The sequence below is a fragment of the Dyella sp. genome (assembly GCF_035486915.1).
Lineage (GTDB): Bacteria > Pseudomonadota > Gammaproteobacteria > Xanthomonadales > Rhodanobacteraceae > Dyella_B.
On record NZ_DATHMR010000026.1, the window covers coordinates 1 to 18,349 of the forward strand.

13 protein-coding genes, 1 rRNA gene and 2 riboswitches are annotated in these 18,349 nt (G+C 59.5%); of the genes, 5 read left to right on the forward strand and 9 right to left on the reverse strand.

Annotated elements, in window-relative coordinates:
• On the forward strand, positions 1 to 757 hold a 757-nt coding region (gene metK / locus VK725_RS02795), incomplete at its 5' end, for a methionine adenosyltransferase (protein WP_325316537.1).
• Between the two features lie 141 nt (positions 758 to 898).
• Here metK and VK725_RS02800 read toward each other — a convergent pair.
• A complete protein-coding gene (locus tag VK725_RS02800) occupies positions 899 to 2,050 on the reverse strand; it encodes a D-alanyl-D-alanine carboxypeptidase family protein (RefSeq protein WP_325316538.1) in 1,152 nt (383 codons plus the stop codon).
• A 279-nt stretch (positions 2,051 to 2,329) separates the two neighbouring features.
• Between VK725_RS02800 and VK725_RS02805 the strand changes: the two genes are divergently transcribed.
• Positions 2,330 to 4,216 carry an ATP-binding cassette domain-containing protein gene (locus tag VK725_RS02805; protein ID WP_325316539.1) on the forward strand — a complete coding sequence of 629 codons (1,887 nt, stop codon included), beginning with the start codon at positions 2,330 to 2,332 and terminating at the stop codon, positions 4,214 to 4,216.
• Between the two features lie 123 nt (positions 4,217 to 4,339).
• Here VK725_RS02805 and ppc read toward each other — a convergent pair whose 3' ends face one another.
• Positions 4,340 to 7,075, reverse strand: coding sequence for a phosphoenolpyruvate carboxylase (gene ppc, locus VK725_RS02810; protein ID WP_325316540.1), 2,736 nt, complete (start codon positions 7,073 to 7,075; stop codon positions 4,340 to 4,342).
• 98 nt (positions 7,076 to 7,173) lie between these two features.
• Positions 7,174 to 7,267, forward strand: a riboswitch (S-adenosyl-L-homocysteine riboswitch).
• A 65-nt stretch (positions 7,268 to 7,332) separates the two neighbouring features.
• Here ppc and ahcY point away from each other — a divergent pair.
• Positions 7,333 to 8,766: an adenosylhomocysteinase gene (gene ahcY / locus VK725_RS02815; protein WP_325316541.1), complete on the forward strand. Its 1,434-nt coding sequence runs from the start codon at positions 7,333 to 7,335 to the stop codon at positions 8,764 to 8,766.
• Positions 8,767 to 8,900: 134 nt separating this feature from the next.
• Here ahcY and VK725_RS02820 read toward each other — a convergent pair whose 3' ends face one another.
• From VK725_RS02820 to metF, 3 genes are all read right to left on the reverse strand, one after another.
• Positions 8,901 to 9,818, reverse strand: a complete 918-nt coding sequence (locus VK725_RS02820) for a branched-chain amino acid transaminase (RefSeq protein WP_325316542.1) — start codon at positions 9,816 to 9,818, stop codon at positions 8,901 to 8,903.
• 62 nt (positions 9,819 to 9,880) lie between these two features.
• Complete coding sequence (locus VK725_RS02825; protein ID WP_325316543.1) at positions 9,881 to 10,486, reverse strand: DUF4124 domain-containing protein; 606 nt, start codon at positions 10,484 to 10,486, stop codon at positions 9,881 to 9,883.
• A gap of 31 nt (positions 10,487 to 10,517) precedes the next feature.
• A complete protein-coding gene (gene metF, locus VK725_RS02830) occupies positions 10,518 to 11,342 on the reverse strand; it encodes a methylenetetrahydrofolate reductase [NAD(P)H] (RefSeq protein ID WP_325316544.1) in 825 nt (274 codons plus the stop codon).
• A 211-nt stretch (positions 11,343 to 11,553) separates the two neighbouring features.
• Between metF and VK725_RS02835 the strand changes: the two genes are divergently transcribed.
• Positions 11,554 to 13,179: an APC family permease gene (locus VK725_RS02835; protein ID WP_325316545.1), complete on the forward strand. Its 1,626-nt coding sequence runs from the start codon at positions 11,554 to 11,556 to the stop codon at positions 13,177 to 13,179.
• Positions 13,180 to 13,238: 59 nt separating this feature from the next.
• Here VK725_RS02835 and VK725_RS02840 read toward each other — a convergent pair whose 3' ends face one another.
• The 3 genes from VK725_RS02840 to metX are packed head-to-tail and all read right to left on the reverse strand — an operon-like array spanning position 13,239 to position 16,567.
• Positions 13,239 to 14,324 carry a homoserine dehydrogenase gene (locus tag VK725_RS02840; protein ID WP_325316546.1) on the reverse strand — a complete coding sequence of 362 codons (1,086 nt, stop codon included), beginning with the start codon at positions 14,322 to 14,324 and terminating at the stop codon, positions 13,239 to 13,241.
• Positions 14,321 to 15,526: a cystathionine gamma-synthase gene (gene metB / locus VK725_RS02845; protein WP_325316547.1), complete on the reverse strand. Its 1,206-nt coding sequence runs from the start codon at positions 15,524 to 15,526 to the stop codon at positions 14,321 to 14,323. The genes VK725_RS02840 and metB overlap by 4 nt, the downstream gene beginning before the upstream one ends.
• A 3-nt stretch (positions 15,527 to 15,529) precedes the next feature.
• Entirely contained in the window at positions 15,530 to 16,567 is a 1,038-nt protein-coding gene (gene metX / locus VK725_RS02850) for a homoserine O-succinyltransferase MetX (protein ID WP_325316548.1), read from the reverse strand.
• An 84-nt stretch (positions 16,568 to 16,651) separates the two neighbouring features.
• Positions 16,652 to 16,768: riboswitch (SAM riboswitch) on the reverse strand.
• 204 nt (positions 16,769 to 16,972) lie between these two features.
• Here metX and VK725_RS02855 point away from each other — a divergent pair.
• The gene (locus VK725_RS02855; RefSeq protein WP_325316549.1) at positions 16,973 to 17,989 is read left to right on the forward strand and encodes a cysteine synthase A; all 1,017 of its coding nucleotides are present in this window, start codon (positions 16,973 to 16,975) and stop codon (positions 17,987 to 17,989) included.
• A gap of 270 nt (positions 17,990 to 18,259) precedes the next feature.
• On the opposite strand, the gene rrf is transcribed toward VK725_RS02855, so the two are convergent.
• Positions 18,260 to 18,349 (reverse strand): 5S ribosomal RNA (gene rrf / locus VK725_RS02860); the annotation flags it as partial.

An 18,349-nucleotide genomic window follows, 5' to 3' on the forward strand; every position in this document is an offset into this window, starting at 1 on the left:
GAAGCGTCAGGCCGACGTGCGCAAGAAGGGCAAGCTGCCGTGGCTGCGCCCGGATGCCAAGAGCCAGGTCACCCTGCGCTACGAGAATGGCGTGGCCACCGCCATCGACGCCGTGGTGCTGTCGACCCAGCACGATCCGAGCGTGAAGCAGAAAGACCTGATCGAGGGCGTGCGCGAGTACATCCTCAAGCCCGTGCTGCCGACCAAATGGCTGCACAAGGGCACCAAGTTCCACATCAATCCGACCGGCAAGTTCGTGATCGGCGGCCCGGTGGGCGACTGCGGCCTGACTGGCCGAAAGATCATCGTCGACACCTACGGCGGCTGGGCGCGTCACGGTGGCGGTGCGTTCTCGGGCAAGGATCCGTCGAAGGTGGATCGTTCGGCTGCTTACGCGGCGCGTTACGTGGCCAAGAACATCGTGGCTGCCGGCATCGCCGACCGCTGCGAGGTGCAGGTGAGCTACGCCATTGGCGTGGCCGAGCCGACCTCGATCTCGGTCACCACGTTCGGCACCGGCAAGATCAGCGACGACAAGATCGAGAAGCTGATCCGCAAGCATTTCGATCTGCGTCCATACGGCATCATCAAGATGCTCGACCTGATCCACCCGATGTACCAGCAAACCGCCAGCTACGGCCACTTCGGCCGTACCCCGTACGAAGTGAAGGGTGCAGACGGCAAGACCTTCACCGCATTCTCCTGGGAGAAGACGGACAAGGCCGACGCCCTGCGCGCTGACGCCAAACTCAAGTAAGCGATCTGCTTACTTCGCACAACAAAAACCCCGCATTCGCGGGGTTTTTGTTGGTACCACCATTCGCTACCCCATGGCTTCAGAAATCAAAAACCCCGCGAATGCGGGGTTTTGTTTGATGGCGATGGCGTCGCGCGGGCGTTATTCCTGCTTCTGATTCCGCGACGCCAGCATCACCGGCTTCTTGGTCTTGGTCGCCTTGCGATGCGCGAGTTTGGTCGTGCTGCGTGCAGGTGCAGGTGCACGCGCCTGTGCGGCACGCGGGCAGACCACACCGTGGCGCACGGTGCAAGTCTTGCGGGTGGCGACCGGACCCTTGTGACGAGGCGCGCGCGGCGGTAATGCCACGGTCTCCGCTTCTGCCGTGCCGATCGGCGACAGCGCAGCCAGCATGCGGCGCGCAGCGCTCGGCCTGGCGGGGAGACCCACGTCGGCCACGAGATCCGAAGGCGTCTGGCGACCGTCGAAGCCATCGTCGAGCAAACGTGCCATCAGGTTGTCGCGAGCTGACGCTGTGCGACCACCCAGGACCACGGCGAACAGACGATGACCATCGTGGACGGCGGTCGAGGCAAGATTGAAACCGGAGGCATCGGTGAAGCCGGTCTTCAGACCGTCCATGCCCGGATAGCGATCCATCAGATTGTTGTGACCGCGGATCAGCTGACCACGGAACACGAAGTCCTTGGTCGAGAAGTAGTGCGAGTACTGCGGGAAATCGCGAAACAGCGCCATGGACAGCTTGGCCATATCGCGCGCTGTCGTGATGTTGTCCGGGTCCGGCAGACCATTGGCGTTATCAAAGTGGCTGTTGGACATGCCCAGCAGGATGGCCTGGGCGTTCATCATGCTCGTGAAGTCGCTTTCGGAACCGGCAACGCCTTCGGCCGCCACCTCGGCGGCGTCATTGGCCGACTTGGTGACCATGCCGAGGATGCAGTCTTCCACCGAAATGGTCTGACCGGGCCGCAGATCGAGCTTGGTCGGCGCCTGGGACGCGGCGTAGTCCGATACAGGTAATTCTTGGTCGATCTTCAGCTTGCCGGTATCGAGCGCCTGAAAAGTGAGATAGAGCGTCATCATTTTGGCCAGCGAAGCCGGATAGGCTGCCTGGTCGGCGTTCACCGCGTTGACTACCTGGCCGTTGGTGCCATCGATAACAATGGCGGCTGTGGTGTTGGTCTGCGCATGGGCGACGCCCAAAAAGCCGCAAAAGCCGGCCAGAACCCATGCCACGGACGTATGCCGAAGGCGGTCCCGCAACTTCGTTGGCTTGATGGTTTGAACGATCACAAAAGACTCCCTGCCCGCAGACGCCGGCTGGATGCCGCCGTCGCGAACGTTAATGCAAAGCTACGACAATTTCCAGAGGAAAAACTTCAACAAGCGGCGCTAAGTACATGTTCTATATAAGTAGCAACCGCTTCGAGACGCTGTTTTTGTTTTTCGGAGGGTTTCCGCCGCCCTACCTGTAGCTTTTCGACCGCCTACCGGTAGTACTTGAGAAGCCCTCAGCCGCGCCAAGACCGTTTTTTATTAAGCATGTTTCAAGCCAACAGGTAGAATAGAAACATGTCCTTGATCCAACTGCAACGAGTCGATTTCAGCATCGGCGGCCCCCTCCTGCTCGAACACGTCGATCTGTCGATCGAGGCCCAAGAAAGGGTCTGTATCGTGGGTCGAAACGGCGAGGGCAAATCCACCCTCATGAAGCTCATCGCGGGCGAATTGCGCGCCGATGACGGCGAAGTGCGCGTGCAAAACGGCGTGGTCGTCGCGCGCATGGCGCAGGAAGTGCCGCAAGCAACGTCCGGTAGCGTCTTCGATGTCGTCGCCGATGGCCTGGGCGATCTCGGCCACCTGCTTGCGCGCTATCACCATCTGCTTGCAGAAGGCGATTTCGATGCCCTGGGCGACGTGCAAGATCAGATCGAAGCGCAACACGGCTGGGATCTGGATCGTCGCGTCACCGACGTGCTGGAGAAACTCGAACTGCCGGGCGATACAGACTTCGCCGCGTTATCCGGTGGCATGAAGCGTCGCGTGTTGCTCGCACAGGCACTTGTACGCAAACCGGATGTGTTGCTGTTGGACGAACCCACCAACCATCTGGACATTGAAGCCATTGGTTGGCTCGAAAAATTTCTCAAGCAATTTGAAGGCAGCATTATTTTCGTGACGCACGATCGAAGCTTCCTACGTGCGTTGGCAACTCGCATTGTGGAAATCGATCGCGGTCAGGTAACGAGCTGGCCCGGCGACTACGACAACTACTTGCGCCGTCGTGAAGAGCGCTTGCACGCGCAAGCGCAGGCGAACGCACTGTTCGACAAAAAACTGGCGCAAGAAGAAGTCTGGATTCGTCAGGGCATCAAAGCACGCCGCACACGCAACGAAGGTCGCGTACGTGCACTGAAAGCTATGCGCCGGGAACGCTCCGAACGTCGCGAGCTCGGCGGCAATGCGAAGATGGCACTGGCGAATGCGCAAGCATCCGGGAAGAAGGTGATCGAGCTCGACCACGTTCATCAAGCCTATGGTGGCCGTGTGCTGATCGATGATCTCAGCACGACCATCATGCGCGGCGACCGCGTCGGTATCGTGGGCCCCAATGGCGCCGGCAAGAGTACGCTGCTCAAGATTTTGCTGGGCGATCTGAAACCGCAACGCGGTGACGTCACCCTCGGCACCAGTTTGCAGATTGCGTACTTCGATCAGCACCGCGCTCAGCTCAACGACGCCTTGAATGCACTGGATAACGTCGCCGAAGGCCGCGAATACATCGAGCTCAACGGCCAACGCAAACACATCATCGGTTACCTGCAGGACTTCCTGTTCTCGCCGGAACGTGCACGCGCACCGATCACGCGTCTTTCCGGTGGCGAGCGCAATCGATTGCTACTTGCCAAGCTCTTCGCGCAACCCTCCAACCTGTTGGTCATGGACGAACCCACCAATGACCTGGATGTGGAAACGCTCGAACTGCTCGAAGAATTGCTGACCGACTACAAAGGCACGTTGCTGCTCGTCTCGCATGACCGCGAGTTTCTCGACAACGTTGTGTCGAGCACGCTAGTGCTGGAAGGTGGTGGGCAGGTGGGCGAATACGTGGGCGGTTACCGCGACTGGCTGCGACAGAAACCCGTGGAACGCGTCACAGCGACGGAAGCATCCACCGAGCCAAAACGCGAAACGGCAACCGCATCCCCCCTGTTGGATACGCCTTCATCGGCAATTGCAAAACGCAAGCTCAACTACAAGGAAACGCGCGAGCTGGAAGAGCTTCCAAAGCGCATTGAAACGTTGGAAGCCGATATATCTGCACGCACTGAGGCGATGAACGATTCCACGTTCTTCCAGCAGGACAGCGCCGCGATCATCAAGGCCAACGAGGCGCTCGCAAAACTGCAAAGCGAACTCGATGCGGCCTATGCACGCTGGACCGAGCTCGATAGCTAAGGATGCTTGGAACTCATCTCAAAAGCCGATGACATGCAGAACCTGAGCCGTCATTGACCAGCAAGAATATTCATGATGAGACGTGTAGCAATTTCGAGATAGCCTCCTACTGCTGGACCTTCATCAACCCGTATTTTGTAAACCCTGCGCAACGCCGTTGACGCTCGCGACGAGCGCATGCAGCAAGTGGTCATCGCTGCGATCGCTCGCACGCCAGCGCTGCAGCAGATCCACTTGCAGCAGACTCATCGGATCGACATACGGATTGCGCAATCGAATTGACAGGGACAAGCGCGGATCGTCGCGAAGCAGCTCCTCGCTATTCTTCAAACGCAACAACCAGTGACGTGTGCGTTCGAATTCCGACTGAATCATCGTGAAAAATGTGTCATGCAGCGGACCTGCCAGCTTTGAAAATGCTTCGGCGATATCAAGGTCGCACTTGGCGAGCACCATTTCGACATCGTCGAGGACGTTGACGAAAAATGGCCAATGCTGCGCCATATCCTGCAGTGCATTCTCGCCGTATTTGGCGGCTGCGTGTTCCAGCGCAGTACCCAGTCCGTACCAGCCGGTGATGATGGAACGGCATTGCGTCCACGCAAAAACCCACGGAATGGCGCGCAGATCCTGGACGCCACGCATGCTGCGGCGACGTGACGGACGCGAACCCAGCGCCATCTGCTCGATAACGTCGATCGGCGTGGCAGCGCGGAAATAATCGACGAACCCATCGCGATCGACGAGCTGGCGATATGCATGACGACTATCCGACGCCAGCGTATTCATGTATTCACGCCACTCCTGCTCGCGCGGCTCCTCTTCACGCGGACGCAGACTGGCACGCAACACCGCACCTACGGTCTGCTCCAGATTGCGCAGCGCGAGTGCGCGAATGCCGTACTTGCGATGAATCACCTCGCCCTGCTCCGTCACGCGTAACACGCCGCCCACCGAACCACGCGGCGATGACATCAACGCGGGTGTGATGCGTGCGCCACCTCGGCTGGCGGAACCGCCCCGGCCATGAAAAAACGCAAGGCGAATGCCGGCCTGTTGTGCGACGTCAAGCAATTCGACCTGCGCACGCTGCAATCCCCACCGCGAGGCGAGCGTTCCGCCATCCTTGCCGCTATCGGAGTAGCCGAGCATGACCCATTGGCGATCGTCGCGTGCGCGCAGATGTGCGCGATAGACGGGATCGTCCAACAGTGCACGCAACGTGTCAGGCGCGTTTTTCAAGTCGTCCACGGTTTCGAACAGCGGCGCAATATCTAGCGGCACGCCAAGTTGAATCGCACCCATTTCCGGCGAAGGCGACGATGCGACAAAATTGCCGTAGCGCGCGAGCGCCAGCACCGCCAGCACGTCCGCCGCGGAGCGCGCCATGCTGATGATGTACAGGCCGATCGCGTCCTTGCCGTAGCGGCTGCGAGATTCGTTGAGTGTCGCGAAAACGGCTCGCAGCGACTCAGCCTGCGCGTCATCGTTCTGTGCCAGTGCTTTTTCACCGCTCGCATAAGGCCGCAGTGCTGCGACACGTTCGACAGGGCTTCGCTGCGACCACGCCTCATCGCCGAGCAAAGAAGCCAATGCGTCATCATGCACACGCGAATCCTGGCGCACATCGAGGCGCGCCAGATGGAATCCGAACGTGCGCACACGCCAGATCAAGCGGCGTACGGCATAGGCGCCAGCGTTCAATCCGTGATGATCGATAAGCCCGTGCACGATCAATAGAAGATCGTCCAGCAACTCCTCGGCTGACGCGTATCCCTCCGCGTGACCCTCTTCGTGCGTCGCTTCCAGCCGCGCACGGATCAAGGTGAGAAAGCATCGATACGGCATATCCGCGTGACGCGGGCGAATTTTCGCTGCCGCGAGCGGAAACTGTTCGCGGTAGGTTTCCAGACGTTGTAGCAAAGCAGGCTCGAAATCCACGCGGTCATCGGTCTGGCTGAGCAATCGCGCAAGACCATCGACGTCGGCGATGTAGTGTTCCAGCACGTGCGCACGCTGGGTCGCGAGACTGTTGGCGATGGTTTCTGCACCGACATTCGGATTGCCATCCATGTCGCCGCCCACCCACGTGGCAAAGCTCAACAATCGCGGTAGCGGTACAGCGACGTTGTAGACGGTTTGCAACGCATCGGCGAGCACTTCGTAGAATGCCGGAACGATACGATAAATCGGATTGGCCAGATAAAAACCAACGTGATGATGTTCGTCCTGGACAGTTGGACGAATCGGCGATGCTTCCGCCGTTTGCCAGCCGGACGACAACGCCATGTAGATGCGATCGTCATCTTCCTTGCGTTCCTGCGGCGTGCGTGTCGGATCGAAGTTATCGACCAGCGCACGCACGATAGCCTGCTCCTTTTCCAGCAACGAGCGGCGAATCGCTTCGGTTGGATGTGCCGTGAACACCGGCTCGACTTTCAGCTTGTACAACCACTCAAGCAACTCATCGGCGCCAACGCCCTGCTCTTTCAATCGCTGCAGCACGTCGAGCAGCGACTCGGGCTGCACTGCACCGCCTTCGCGTTGGTAGTCACGGCGGCGGCGAATACGATGAACGCGCTCGGCCGTATTCACAGCCTGAAAGTACGCGGCAAACGCACGCGCCAGCGATTCGGCCGCGTGCGCATCGAGTCCTGCAAGGGACTCGGCGAGATCGTCGACAGCATGACCCTCTCGACGACGCGCAATGGAGGCCGTGCGAACGTGCTCCACGCGCTGAAAGAAGGCCTCGCCTCCCTGTTCAGCCAGCATGCGGCCGACCATGGCGCCCAGACGGTGTACGTCTTCTCTCAACGGCGCGTCGTGGGGCAGAAATTCGGGGTCGCGGGTGGCTTCCATGGATACTCCGGTATGAATCCCCTAGCCTACCGAATTTGCGTGAACGTGCCCGTTCCAAGTCGTCATAAGCGCGTGAGAGCGGCTACAATAGTAGCCTTCCCGCCGAGGGGCGCTGCGACCGTGTTGGATGCGGATATCCGTAACCACGGCCAGGCTCGGTGGATGCTTCGACTAGAACGGCGCTCATGACGCGAAGTACTCGCGTCGATCCGGCTCACCCGGCCGGATTTCCCCAATGAGACTCGGAGACATCCTTGATGAACGCTGTCACTCAAGATTCCGCTACGCATGATTACAAGGTCCGCGACATGTCGCTGGCCGAACTCGGCCGCCGCCGTATTCGCATGGCCGAAGAAGAAATGCCCGGCCTGATGCAGATTCGTGCGCGCTATGCGCAAAGCAAACCGCTGAAGGGTGTGCGCCTTTCCGGCTCGCTGCACATGACGAAAGAGACCGCCGTGCTGCTGGAGACGCTGAGTGCGCTCGGCGCATCCGTGCGTTGGGCTTCGTGCAATATTTTCTCCACGCAGGACGACTGCGCCGCTGCTGTGGCAGCAGCAGGCATCCCAGTGTTCGCATGGAAAGGCGAAACGCTCGAAGAATATTGGGATTGCACGCTCGACATGCTCACCCACCCGGGCATGAAAGGTCCGGAGCTGATCGTCGACGACGGTGGCGATGCCACGCTGCTGATCCATAAGGGCGTCGACATGGAAAATGGCGACAACTGGGTCAACACGCCCAGCGGCAACCACGAAGAACAGGTCATTAAGGATCTGCTCAAGCGTACTGCGAAAGAACGTCCGGGCTTCTGGAAGAAGGTCGCTTCCGAATGGCGCGGCGTTTCCGAAGAAACCACGACGGGCGTGCATCGTCTGTATCAGATGATGGAAGCGGGCAAGCTGCTGGTGCCGGCCATCAACGTCAACGACTCGGTCACCAAGAGCAAGTTCGACAACCTGTACGGCTGCCGCGAATCGCTGGCTGACGGCATCAAGCGCGCTACCGATCTTATGGTCGCCGGCAAGGTCGCTGTAGTGTGCGGTTATGGCGACGTAGGCAAGGGCTGCGCACATTCGCTCAAGGGTTTTGGCGCACGCGTGATCGTCACCGAGATCGATCCGATCAACGCCCTGCAGGCCGCGATGGAAGGCTTCCAGGTCACCACGATCGAAGAAACGCTCGGCACCGGCGACATCTACGTCACCACCACCGGCAACAAGGACATCATCACGCTGGAACATATGGCGGCGATGAAGAACAACGCGCTGGTGTGCAACATCGGTCATTTCGATAACGAAATCCAGATCGATCGCCTGAACACGGCGAAAGACGTCACCCGCGAAAACATCAAGCCACAGGTGGATCGCTACACCTTCGGCAAGACCAACCACAGCATCTACATGCTGGCGGAAGGTCGCCTGGTGAATCTCGGCTGCGCACACGGTCATCCGAGCTTCGTGATGTCCAACAGCTTCTCCAACCAGACGCTGGCGCAGATCGATCTGTGGACGAACAAAGATAAGTACGAGAAGACCGTCTATCGTTTGCCGAAAAAGCTGGATGAAGAAGTCGCGCGTCTGCATTTGGAGCAGATCGGTGTGAAGCTGACCAAGCTGACGCCGGAACAAGCCGCGTATATCGGCGTGCCGGTGGAAGGTCCGTACAAGCCGGATCATTACCGTTATTGATCGGCTTTATTATCGAGCAGCAAAAAGGGCGCGGAAACGCGCCCTTTTTGTTTTCCAGAATCGTGTTGAGAGGCTGTCTCGCCTCGATGATCAAGGCGCTGGATCCCAGCTTTCGCTGGGATGACGAGCGAAGATCAGACCGGCTCCAGCCAGCCCCACTTGTCCTGGGTCTTGCCGCTGAACAATCCGAAATAAAGTTCCTGCAGACGACGCGTGACGCGCCCTGCTTTGCCGCTACCGACTTGCTTGCCATCCACTTCGCGGATCGGCGTGATTTCGGCGGCGGTGCCGCACATCAGAATTTCGTCGGCGAGATAGAGATATTCGCGCGGAATATCGCGCTCGACCACCTCGATACCGTCTTCGCGTGCTAGCACTTTCAGTGTGTCACGCGTGATGCCAGCGAGAATCGACGCACTGGCCGGCGTGGTGTGCAAGACACCATCGAACACGAGGAACAGGTTTTCGCCCGCGCCTTCGCTCAACAAGCCACTGGCGGCGAGCGCAATGCCTTCGCCGAAACCGAGGCGGCGCGCTTCGCGCGCGATCAGCTGACCGGAAAGATAGTTACCGCCCGCCTTCGCGCCGGCAGGAATCGTGTTCGGCGCAAAACGCTGCCAGCTCGACACGCATGCAGTGATGCCCACTTCCAGCGCTTCGGGCCCGAGATACGGACCCATTGGCCACGTTGCCACGGCAACATCGATCGGCGTTTCGGCCGACAGACCGAACCCACCCAGACCGCGATACGCCACCGGGCGCAGATACGCCGCGCTGTAGCCGTTCTTGCGAACGATCTCGCGGCATGCGTTGGCCAGCTCATCTTGCGAGTACGGCAGCACCATGTCGTAAATCTTGGCCGACAGGTACAGGCGCTTGAGGTGATCGGTCAGACGGAAAATCGCTGCGCCTTCTGGCGTGGCATAGCTGCGAATACCCTCAAAAACGGACGAACCGTAATGCAACGCGTGCGACATCACGTGTGCGGTGGCTTCCTTCCACGGCTTGACGACGCCGTTCTGCCAGATCCATTCGGGGTACTGCTGGGCCATGGGGAATGCTCCGTTGGGGACCGCCCATGATACCGCCTGAAGGCTTCAAACGCCCTGAAAACTCAGTATGGCGGCTCCAGCCAAAGACATCCGTCATGACGGACCACGCCGAAATGAGTCTCTTGCGTGGTGCCGCTGCCGTCATCGGACTCGGTTTCCACGGACAGGGATTCCCCCTGGGATGGCGAGGGGCTGGGCGTTGCCGCCATCGACAGCTCAGAGAGATCGGCGCCCGCGGACGCTGAGGCCGATGGCGGCGCCGTCGAGGTGTATTCGCTCGCCCTCACCCCGACAAGGGGATGGGCCATCATGCGGGTGAATTGGCGGATGTTCGCCACCACTGCGTCGCGACCGGCGCCCTCCCACAGCATGAGGCCGGCGAGACGATTGGGATTGCGCTCGGCAAAGGCATCGACCACGGCCTGCTTGAGCTGGGTCATATCCGAGGCGCACAGAACAGGCGGTGGTTGCGCGATGCCCGTCGGCGCTTCGCTTGCGCTTGCACTGGGAGTAGGCGCGGGAACCGCGGGCGATGCGTTGAGATCCGAACACTCTCGATCGGTGAAGATCACACCGCCATTCGCGCCGACGCAGCGATGGATATCGCTCTGCGCCCTGGCCATGCCGAGCGGCAACAACAGCAAGAGAAAGATGGCGAGTAAACGCATCGCGCGAGCATAGCCCGATGCGTTGACGGCTTCAGCTCAGTTGATCAAGAACCGCACGCGTCGCTTTCACCCGGTTCAGCGTGTAGAAGTGCAAACCCGGTGCGCCGCCTTCCAGTAAGCGGCGGCAAAGCTGCGCAACGACATCGGCGCCCAGCGAGCGAATGGATTCCACATCGTCGTAATAACCCTGCATGCGCCGGGTCATCCAGCGCGGAATCTCCGCGCCGCAGGCATCGGAAAAGCGCTTGAGCTGGGCGTATTGGGAAATCGGCATGATGCCCGGCACAATCGGCACGTTGACGCCAAGACCTCGCGCATCGTCGACAAAACGGAAATACGCATCCGCGTTGAAGAAGTACTGGGTGATGGCACCGTCCGCACCGGCATCGACCTTTGTCTTGAAATGACGCAGATCCGCGTGAACGTCCTCGGCTTGCGGATGCATTTCCGGATACGCGGCAACTTCAATATGAAAATGATCGCCACTGTGCTCGCGAATGAAACGCACAAGTTCGGACGCGTAACGGAAATCGCCGGGACTGGCCATGCCTGATGGCAGATCGCCACGCAACGCCACGATGCGGCGATAACCCGCTGCACGATAGCTATCGAGCAACGCTGCAATTTCGGCGCGCGTACCACCCATGCATGAAATATGCGGCGCGACGTCGAGCCCGTGCTGCTGATGCAGACGCGCCACGGTATCGCTGGTGTAACTGAGCGTTGAGCCGCCCGCACCGAAAGTCACCGACACGTATTCCGGCTTGAGGCTTTTCAGCTCTTTCGCCGTCCGGTCGAGCTGGGCGCGCTGTTCGTCGGTTTTGGGTGGGAAAAACTCAAAGCTGAGCGACGGCATCGCGAGGGTCCTTAGCAACGGTTGGACAAGTATATATCTCTCATTCTGGATGAAAAGATATATGTCCGCTATGAACGTAGGTTTTCGACGAAAGTGGGTGGCCGCAACGGCTCTGTAGAGCGCGGGCGGGCTGACACTTGCCGCGCCCGTCTGTCATCATCGGGGGCTTGTGTTGCCACCTGGCAGCCCCCGTTCCATCTTGGGAGTTCGCATGTCTTCACCCAACACCCATCGCCGCGAAGTTGGTCCCATCGCCCTGATGATGACCGGCCTGGGCTCGATCATCGGATCGGGCTGGCTTTTTGGCGCGGCGCGCGCATCCAGTCTGGCCGGCCCCGGCGCCATTTGGGCGTGGGTGCTGGGCGCGGCGATCATCATGACCATCGCGCTGACGTACGCCGAGCTGGGTGCGATGTTTCCCGAATCCGGCGGCATGGTGCGTTACAGCCATTACTCGCACGGTTCGCTAGTGGGCTTTATTGGTGCCTGGGCGAACTGGATTGCGATTGTGTCCGTGATTCCGGTGGAAGCGGTCGCTTCAGTGCAATACATGCACCATTGGCCATGGGAATGGGCGCACACCCTCTCCACGCCGATGGGCAACGGTCACGTCGAACTTACTTATCCCGGCATGGCCATCGCCGGTGCCTTGGTGTTCGTGTATTTCCTGCTCAACTTCTGGAGCGTGAAGCTGTTTGCTCACTCCAACACCGCGATCACGACGTTCAAACTGATCGTGCCCGCAGCGACGGGTTTGCTACTGATCGCGAGCGGATTTCATCATGAGAATTTTTCGGTGGGCGTCAACGGGGATGCGCATGCGATCGATTTTCCGGCCATCCTTACTGCCGTAACGACGGCAGGTATCGTCTTCAGCTTCAACGGATTTCAAAGTCCGGTGAATCTTGCGGGTGACGCACGCAATCCCGGCCGCAGCATTCCTTTTGCCGTGATCGGTTCCATCGCGCTTGCCACCATCATTTACGTCATTCTCCAGCTCGCCTATATCGGTGCAGTGCCGCGCGACTTGCTTGCCAAAGCGGGCTGGCATGGCCTGGATTTCTCCTCGCCGTTTGCCGATCTTGCCGTCATCCTCGGTTTGCAATGGTTGGCTGTACTGCTTTTTGCCGATGCGGTGATCAGCCCCAGCGGCACCGGCATTACCTACACGGCAACGACCGCTCGCATGCTTTACGGCATGGAGCGCAATGGCACATTGCCGAAAGTGCTCGGCCGTCTGAATCCGAAATGGGGTGTTCCGCGTCCGGCGATGTGGGTCAACCTGGGCGTCGCGTACTTCTTTCTGTATTGGGGGCGCGGCTGGGATTCACTCGCTGCCGTGATCGGTGTCGCCACGGTGATTTCCTATCTCACCGGCCCCGTCAGCGTGATGACCCTGCGCAGAACAGCGCCCGATCTGCAGCGACCACTGCGCATCGCGGGACTGCCGATTCTCGCAGGCGTTGCGTTCATCATGGCGACGGAATTGCTTTACTGGGCGACGTGGCCGCTTACCGGCGAAATTATTCTGCTGATGGTCGTGGCGCTACCGGTCTATCTCTATTACCAGGCCAAAGCGAATTGGCACGACATCGGTCGCCAATTGAACGGCGCGTGGTGGCTGATCGTTTATCTGCCGACGATTGCAGTGCTCTCATGGGCCGGCAGCGATAAGTTCAAGGGGCACAACTATCTGCCCTACGGCTGGGACTTGGTCATCGTTGCGGTCATTGCTCTGTTCTTCTACGTATGGGGCGTGAAGTCGGGATGGCGTACGCCATCCGTCGAAGAAGCGGAACGCGAAGCGCACCAGAACGCCGCCACGTCGCACTCCTGATTGTGTCCCGTGCAACACGAACGTGGTCATGCACATCAGTGCGTGACCATGTGTGTGGATCAATTCAACGACAAGATGTCGCCCAACAATGCCTGCGCTGTTACTTCCGGACCTGCACCGGGTCCTTGAATCACCAGCGGCTGCGTGTGGTAACGCGTTGTCGTCAACGCAAACTGATTGTCGGTGCCGTACAAGCGTGCGGCCGGATGCGTCAGCGGAACTTCGGTCAGGCCGACGCGAGCACGCCCGCGCTGATTGATACGCGCGAGAAAACGCAGCACTTGACCACGCTCACGCGCCGCTTCGTGAAGCGCCGCTAGCGGTTCATCCAACTCTTCCAGACGCCCAAGGAAGGCTTCAGTGGAAATGTCGCGCAGACTCTCCGGTACCAGGCTTTCCACGACCACTTCATCTTTGCCCAGCGCAAAGCCAGCATTGCGGGCGAGTATCAGCAACTTGCGCGCGACGTCTTCTCCGGAAAGATCCGCGCGAGGATCAGGCTCCGTATAGCCGTGCTGGCGTGCCTCGCGCAGAAGGGCGGAAAACGGCCGTGTCCCGTCGTACTGATTGAATAGATAAGAAAGCGATCCCGAGAACACACCTTCCAGCGTCAGCAGGCTATCGCCGCAATCGCAGAGTCGGCGCAGCGTTGAAAGCACCGGCAATCCCGCGCCGACCGTTGCCGAATCGCCATAACTTCCGCCCGCGGCACGCGCGGCTTGCAGGGCGCGCCAACCGGATAGCTGACCGCCGGCCAGCGATTTATTCGCCGTGACCACGTGGTAGCCGCGGGCCAGCCATTCCGCATGACGGGAAGCCAGCTCCGATGACGCCGTTGCGTCGACGATCACTTTCACTGTCGCGCGGTGCGCATCGAGCGAGGCAAGCAGCGCATCGTCATCGCGTGCGGCGCCTTCGCGCTTGAGGCGTTCGCGCAAATCACGCGCGGCCAGCTGAGTGGGGTCCGTCTGCTGCTTGCGTGAATTTGCAGCGCCGACAAGATGCAATCGACTTCCAGCAGGCGTGCACAGCAGCTTGAGGAACGCCCCACCTACCACGCCCGTGCCCAGCAGCACGAGAGCAACCTCGGCTTTGGCAGTCTGCGTCGCAGTCGTGATGGGTGTCTCGACAAGCACCGCGCTCATGCCGTCACCCGACGTTTCAATGCATCGCTGACGGACAGCGCGCGTGTCAGCCCAGCATCCAGGTCGCGCAACAGGTCATCACCATCTTCAATACCAATCGACAACCGCAGCAGCGTATCGGCGATGCCCGCTGCACGGCGTGCTTCAGGTGCCATGGACGCATGGGTCATCGACGCAGGATGCGCGACCAGGCTCTCGACACCGCCCAGCGATTCGGCCAGCGAAAAATACTGCAGGCCCTCCACGAAGGCTTCAATCTGCGCGACGTCGCCATGCAATTCGAAGCTCAACATGGCGCCGAAACCTTGCTGCTGCCGCGAAGCGAGCGCATGGCCTGCATGATCTTCCAATCCAGGGTAATAAACCTTGCGCACGGCTGCATGTTGGCGGATCTGCTCCGCAACTCGTTCGGCATTTTCCTGATGTTGACGTAAACGAACATTCAATGTGCGCAGACCACGCAGGGTGAGAAAACTGTCGAAGGGCGCACCGGTAAGGCCATTGCAATTTGCCCACCACTTCAATTGCTCGGCAACCGCAGGATCGCTAGCCACCACCGCACCACCGACCACATCGCTGTGACCGTTGATGTATTTCGTGGTCGAGTGAACGACGACATCTGCGCCCAACGTCAGCGGCTGCTGCAATGCTGGCGAGAGGAACGTGTTATCCACCACAACCAATGCGCCCACGGCATGCGCTGCCTGTGACACGTGGCGGATATCCGTGATGCGAAGCAGCGGATTGGATGGTGTTTCCACCCACACAAGCGACGGTTTGTCTGCAAGCGCTTCCGCAAGCACCTTGTTGTCGGTGAGATCCGCAAAGCGAACCTTGAAGCGTCCCTTCTTCGCCCACGCATCGAGCAAACGCCACGTGCCGCCATAGCAGTCATGCGCAGCAAGTACCGTTGAGCCCGCGGGAACGAGCTCGAGTGCATTGGCGACGGCAGCCATACCGCTTGCGGTGATTACCGCACCGGCGCCCTGCTCCAACTCAGCCAACGCGTTGCCGAGCAAGTCACGGGTGGGATTGCCACTGCGCGAATAGTCGTATGCGCGCTTGCCGCCCAATCCGTTGAAGGCGTAATTGGTGGAAAGATGCAGCGGTGGAACGACCGCCCCGTGTTGTGTATCCGATTCAATACCGGCACGCACTGCGCGGGTGCTGGCAGCAGTTTCATTCACGATATCGGCGCACATAGCTCAGGCTCCACAACGGCTAGAAATAACCTGGCGCAACAGCGGCGCCAATTGGCGAGTTTCTTTCAGGAATGCATCGTGACCATATGGCGAGTCGATGACTTCCAGCGTTGCAGCGCCACGAAGACGGCGCTGCAACTCGCACAAATCGGCCAGTGGCACCAAACGATCCGATGGGAAACCGATGAGTGTGGTTGGCACACTGATCGCTTCAGGAGAAACGTCGTGCAGGTCGATCGACTCGGACAATGCGAGGAAACGCTCCAGATCAAAGCGCTCAACGAAACGACGACCGGCGTGTTCCAGATAGTCTTCGACGGGAAAATGGAAACGACCATCGCGGTAATCCGGCGAACCCGCAAAACGCTGCGCGAATTCTTCGCTGCCGCGATACGTCGTCATGGCTAACTGACGAGCGAGAGACAGCGCTTGTGCCACCTGTCCCGACGCTTGGCCGAGGCGAAGAATCTGTCGCTGGATAGCTCGCTGCGCGGTCGACAGCGGATGTGCGCGATGCGCGCCTGCGAGCAGGATAAGTTTTTCGACTTTCTCGGGATGTCGCGCAGCGAAAGCGAGCGCCGTCATCGCACCGTAAGAGGAGCCTACAAATGCCGCCACGCAGCCGATGCCCAACGCATCCACCAAGGCCGCCAATGCTTCGGCTTGATCTTCGCTGGAAATGGCTCGAGGACCTTCCGCAAAGTCGGAGGGTGTCAGCCAATCGATGCTGAGCACACGGCAGCGGGTCAGGTCGATAGCCTTGTCCTGGCCCACCAGCTCGGACCACCAACCTGCATCGCCCTTTTCCGTCTCGGCAACATAGCGATCTGCGGAAATGCCACCTTGCACAATCACCGTGGGAGCATCCGGCGCACCGACCCACTGGTAACGCACATCAACGCTGCTGACGCCGTTACCGTACTTGGCACTCAGCGTGATGCGCCGACTGCTGCGCTGTTCCGTGAGCGTGTGACGTGGGTGCAGAGGAACGATCACAGCCGTATGGCGATCGTCATTGGATGAATTGGCGAGCTGTGGCATTGCGATTCTCCGTTTGCATCGTCCTGCGGAGAACCAGCGAAGAGCTGTCGCCAGATTAGCCATGATGCGTCATGGTCTAACGACATCCCATCTACCGGTCGGCACCTAGGCCGCCCCGCAGGAGTTGGCACCGTTGCAGGTTTGATCCTGCAGGTTGCCCCGGCTTCAAAGGGCCTGTCCCTCAGCCGGTCTCGATGAGTGAAATAAACTATATCCACGCATGGATTTGTCGTCAATGGACGTTTAGACGTCTAAACGTAAAAACAGCTCAAAAGAACTGGAAATTCACAGCTTATGTGAAATAGCCATATCCCAGCGGCGCCACGTTCAACCCATAAGTGGCAGGCTACGAGGCCCGGCAGTGCTCTCACGCCGATTTCACTCAAGAGCGCAAAACTCATCCTTATGAGCGTCATCCCCGATCTTTCTGCGGCCGTCGGCCATACCCCATTACTGCGCCTGCGCAATGCGTCGGCGCTGACGGGTTGCGAAGTGCTTGGTAAGGCCGAATTCCTCAATCCGGGCGGATCGATCAAGGACCGTACCGCGCTTGGCCTGGTGCTGGATGCCGAACGGCGTGGCCTGCTTCGCCCGGGAGGCACGATCGTCGAGGGTACCGCCGGCAATACGGGGATCGGGCTGGCGCTGATCGGTGCCAGTCGTGGCTATCGATCTGTCATCTTCATGCCCGACACACAGAGCAGGGAAAAGATCGACGCGCTCCGGGTCGCGGGCGCCGAGATACGGCTCGTGCCCGCAGTGCCGTTCAAGGATCCGCGCCACTACGTCCATATCGCCCGCGCCTACTGCGAAAGCTTGAACCAAGCTGTGCCGGGCTGCGCGTGGTTTGGCAATCAGTTCGACAACACGGCCAATCGCGATTGGCACGAGGCCACCACCGGCGTGGAAATCTGGGAACAGACAGGTGGAAAGGTCGATGGCTTCGTTTGTTCAGCGGGTACGGGAGGGACACTTGCCGGAGTTGGCCATGCGCTGAAATCCCGCAATACCGCGGTAAAAATCGCCCTTTCCGACCCCACTGGCTCGGCGCTGGCGAACTACGTCAATTGCGGCGAACTGGTCGCCGAGGGAAGCTCCATCAGCGAAGGCATTGGGTCCAGTCGTGTCACCGCAAATTTTCAGGACGCGGTGATCGATTTGGCCTGGTCGATTCCCGATCAGGAGTCGGTGCCGTTGTTACATCAGCTCCTGAATGAGGAGGGCTGGTGCGTCGGCGGTTCCAGCGGCGTGAACATAGCGGGGGCCATTCGTCTTGCCCGTGCCCTAGGGCCAGGGCACACCGTAGTGACCGTGCTGAGCGATGCAGGAACACGCTATCAGGCAAAGTTATTCAATCCCGCATTCCTTCACGAGAAGGGCATCCCAGTGCCCGCATGGCTCGATAAATCTTTCTCGAGTTGATGCTGCGCGGCTTGTCATCGTGCAGTATCTGGCAACGCCATCGTGAATTTCTGCAAAGAAAAACCGCATCGAATTCGATACGGGTTGGTGGAGCTACACATACATGATGATCAAAGCGTCGCCACAAAAATTGAAATCCTCCGAAAGCCAAACGCCATCCATTGAAGGAAAGCGTTTGAAGTGATCGGTTGGCGGTGACCTCTTTCGGGTGCGTCCATGCGCCCAAGAAAAAACCCTCACCGTAAACGGTGAGGGTTTTTAGGATAAAGCCCCTGGCGGTGACCTACTCTTGCATGGGCAATGCCACACTACCATCGGCGCAGCTGCGTTTCACTTCCGAGTTCGGGATGGGATCGGGTG

Coding starts and splice junctions, on each gene's coding strand:
- VK725_RS02805 (WP_325316539.1), top strand. CDS start 2,330: ATGTCCTTGATCCAACTGCAACGAGTCGATTTCAGCATCGGCGGCCCC.
- ppc (WP_325316540.1), bottom strand. CDS start 7,075: ATGGAAGCCACCCGCGACCCCGAATTTCTGCCCCACGACGCGCCGTTG.
- ahcY (WP_325316541.1), top strand. CDS start 7,333: ATGAACGCTGTCACTCAAGATTCCGCTACGCATGATTACAAGGTCCGC.
- VK725_RS02820 (WP_325316542.1), bottom strand. CDS start 9,818: ATGGCCCAGCAGTACCCCGAATGGATCTGGCAGAACGGCGTCGTCAAG.
- VK725_RS02825 (WP_325316543.1), bottom strand. CDS start 10,486: ATGCGTTTACTCGCCATCTTTCTCTTGCTGTTGTTGCCGCTCGGCATG.
- metF (WP_325316544.1), bottom strand. CDS start 11,342: ATGCCGTCGCTCAGCTTTGAGTTTTTCCCACCCAAAACCGACGAACAG.
- VK725_RS02835 (WP_325316545.1), top strand. CDS start 11,554: ATGTCTTCACCCAACACCCATCGCCGCGAAGTTGGTCCCATCGCCCTG.
- VK725_RS02840 (WP_325316546.1), bottom strand. CDS start 14,324: ATGAGCGCGGTGCTTGTCGAGACACCCATCACGACTGCGACGCAGACT.
- metB (WP_325316547.1), bottom strand. CDS start 15,526: ATGTGCGCCGATATCGTGAATGAAACTGCTGCCAGCACCCGCGCAGTG.
- metX (WP_325316548.1), bottom strand. CDS start 16,567: ATGCCACAGCTCGCCAATTCATCCAATGACGATCGCCATACGGCTGTG.
- VK725_RS02855 (WP_325316549.1), top strand. CDS start 16,973: ATGAGCGTCATCCCCGATCTTTCTGCGGCCGTCGGCCATACCCCATTA.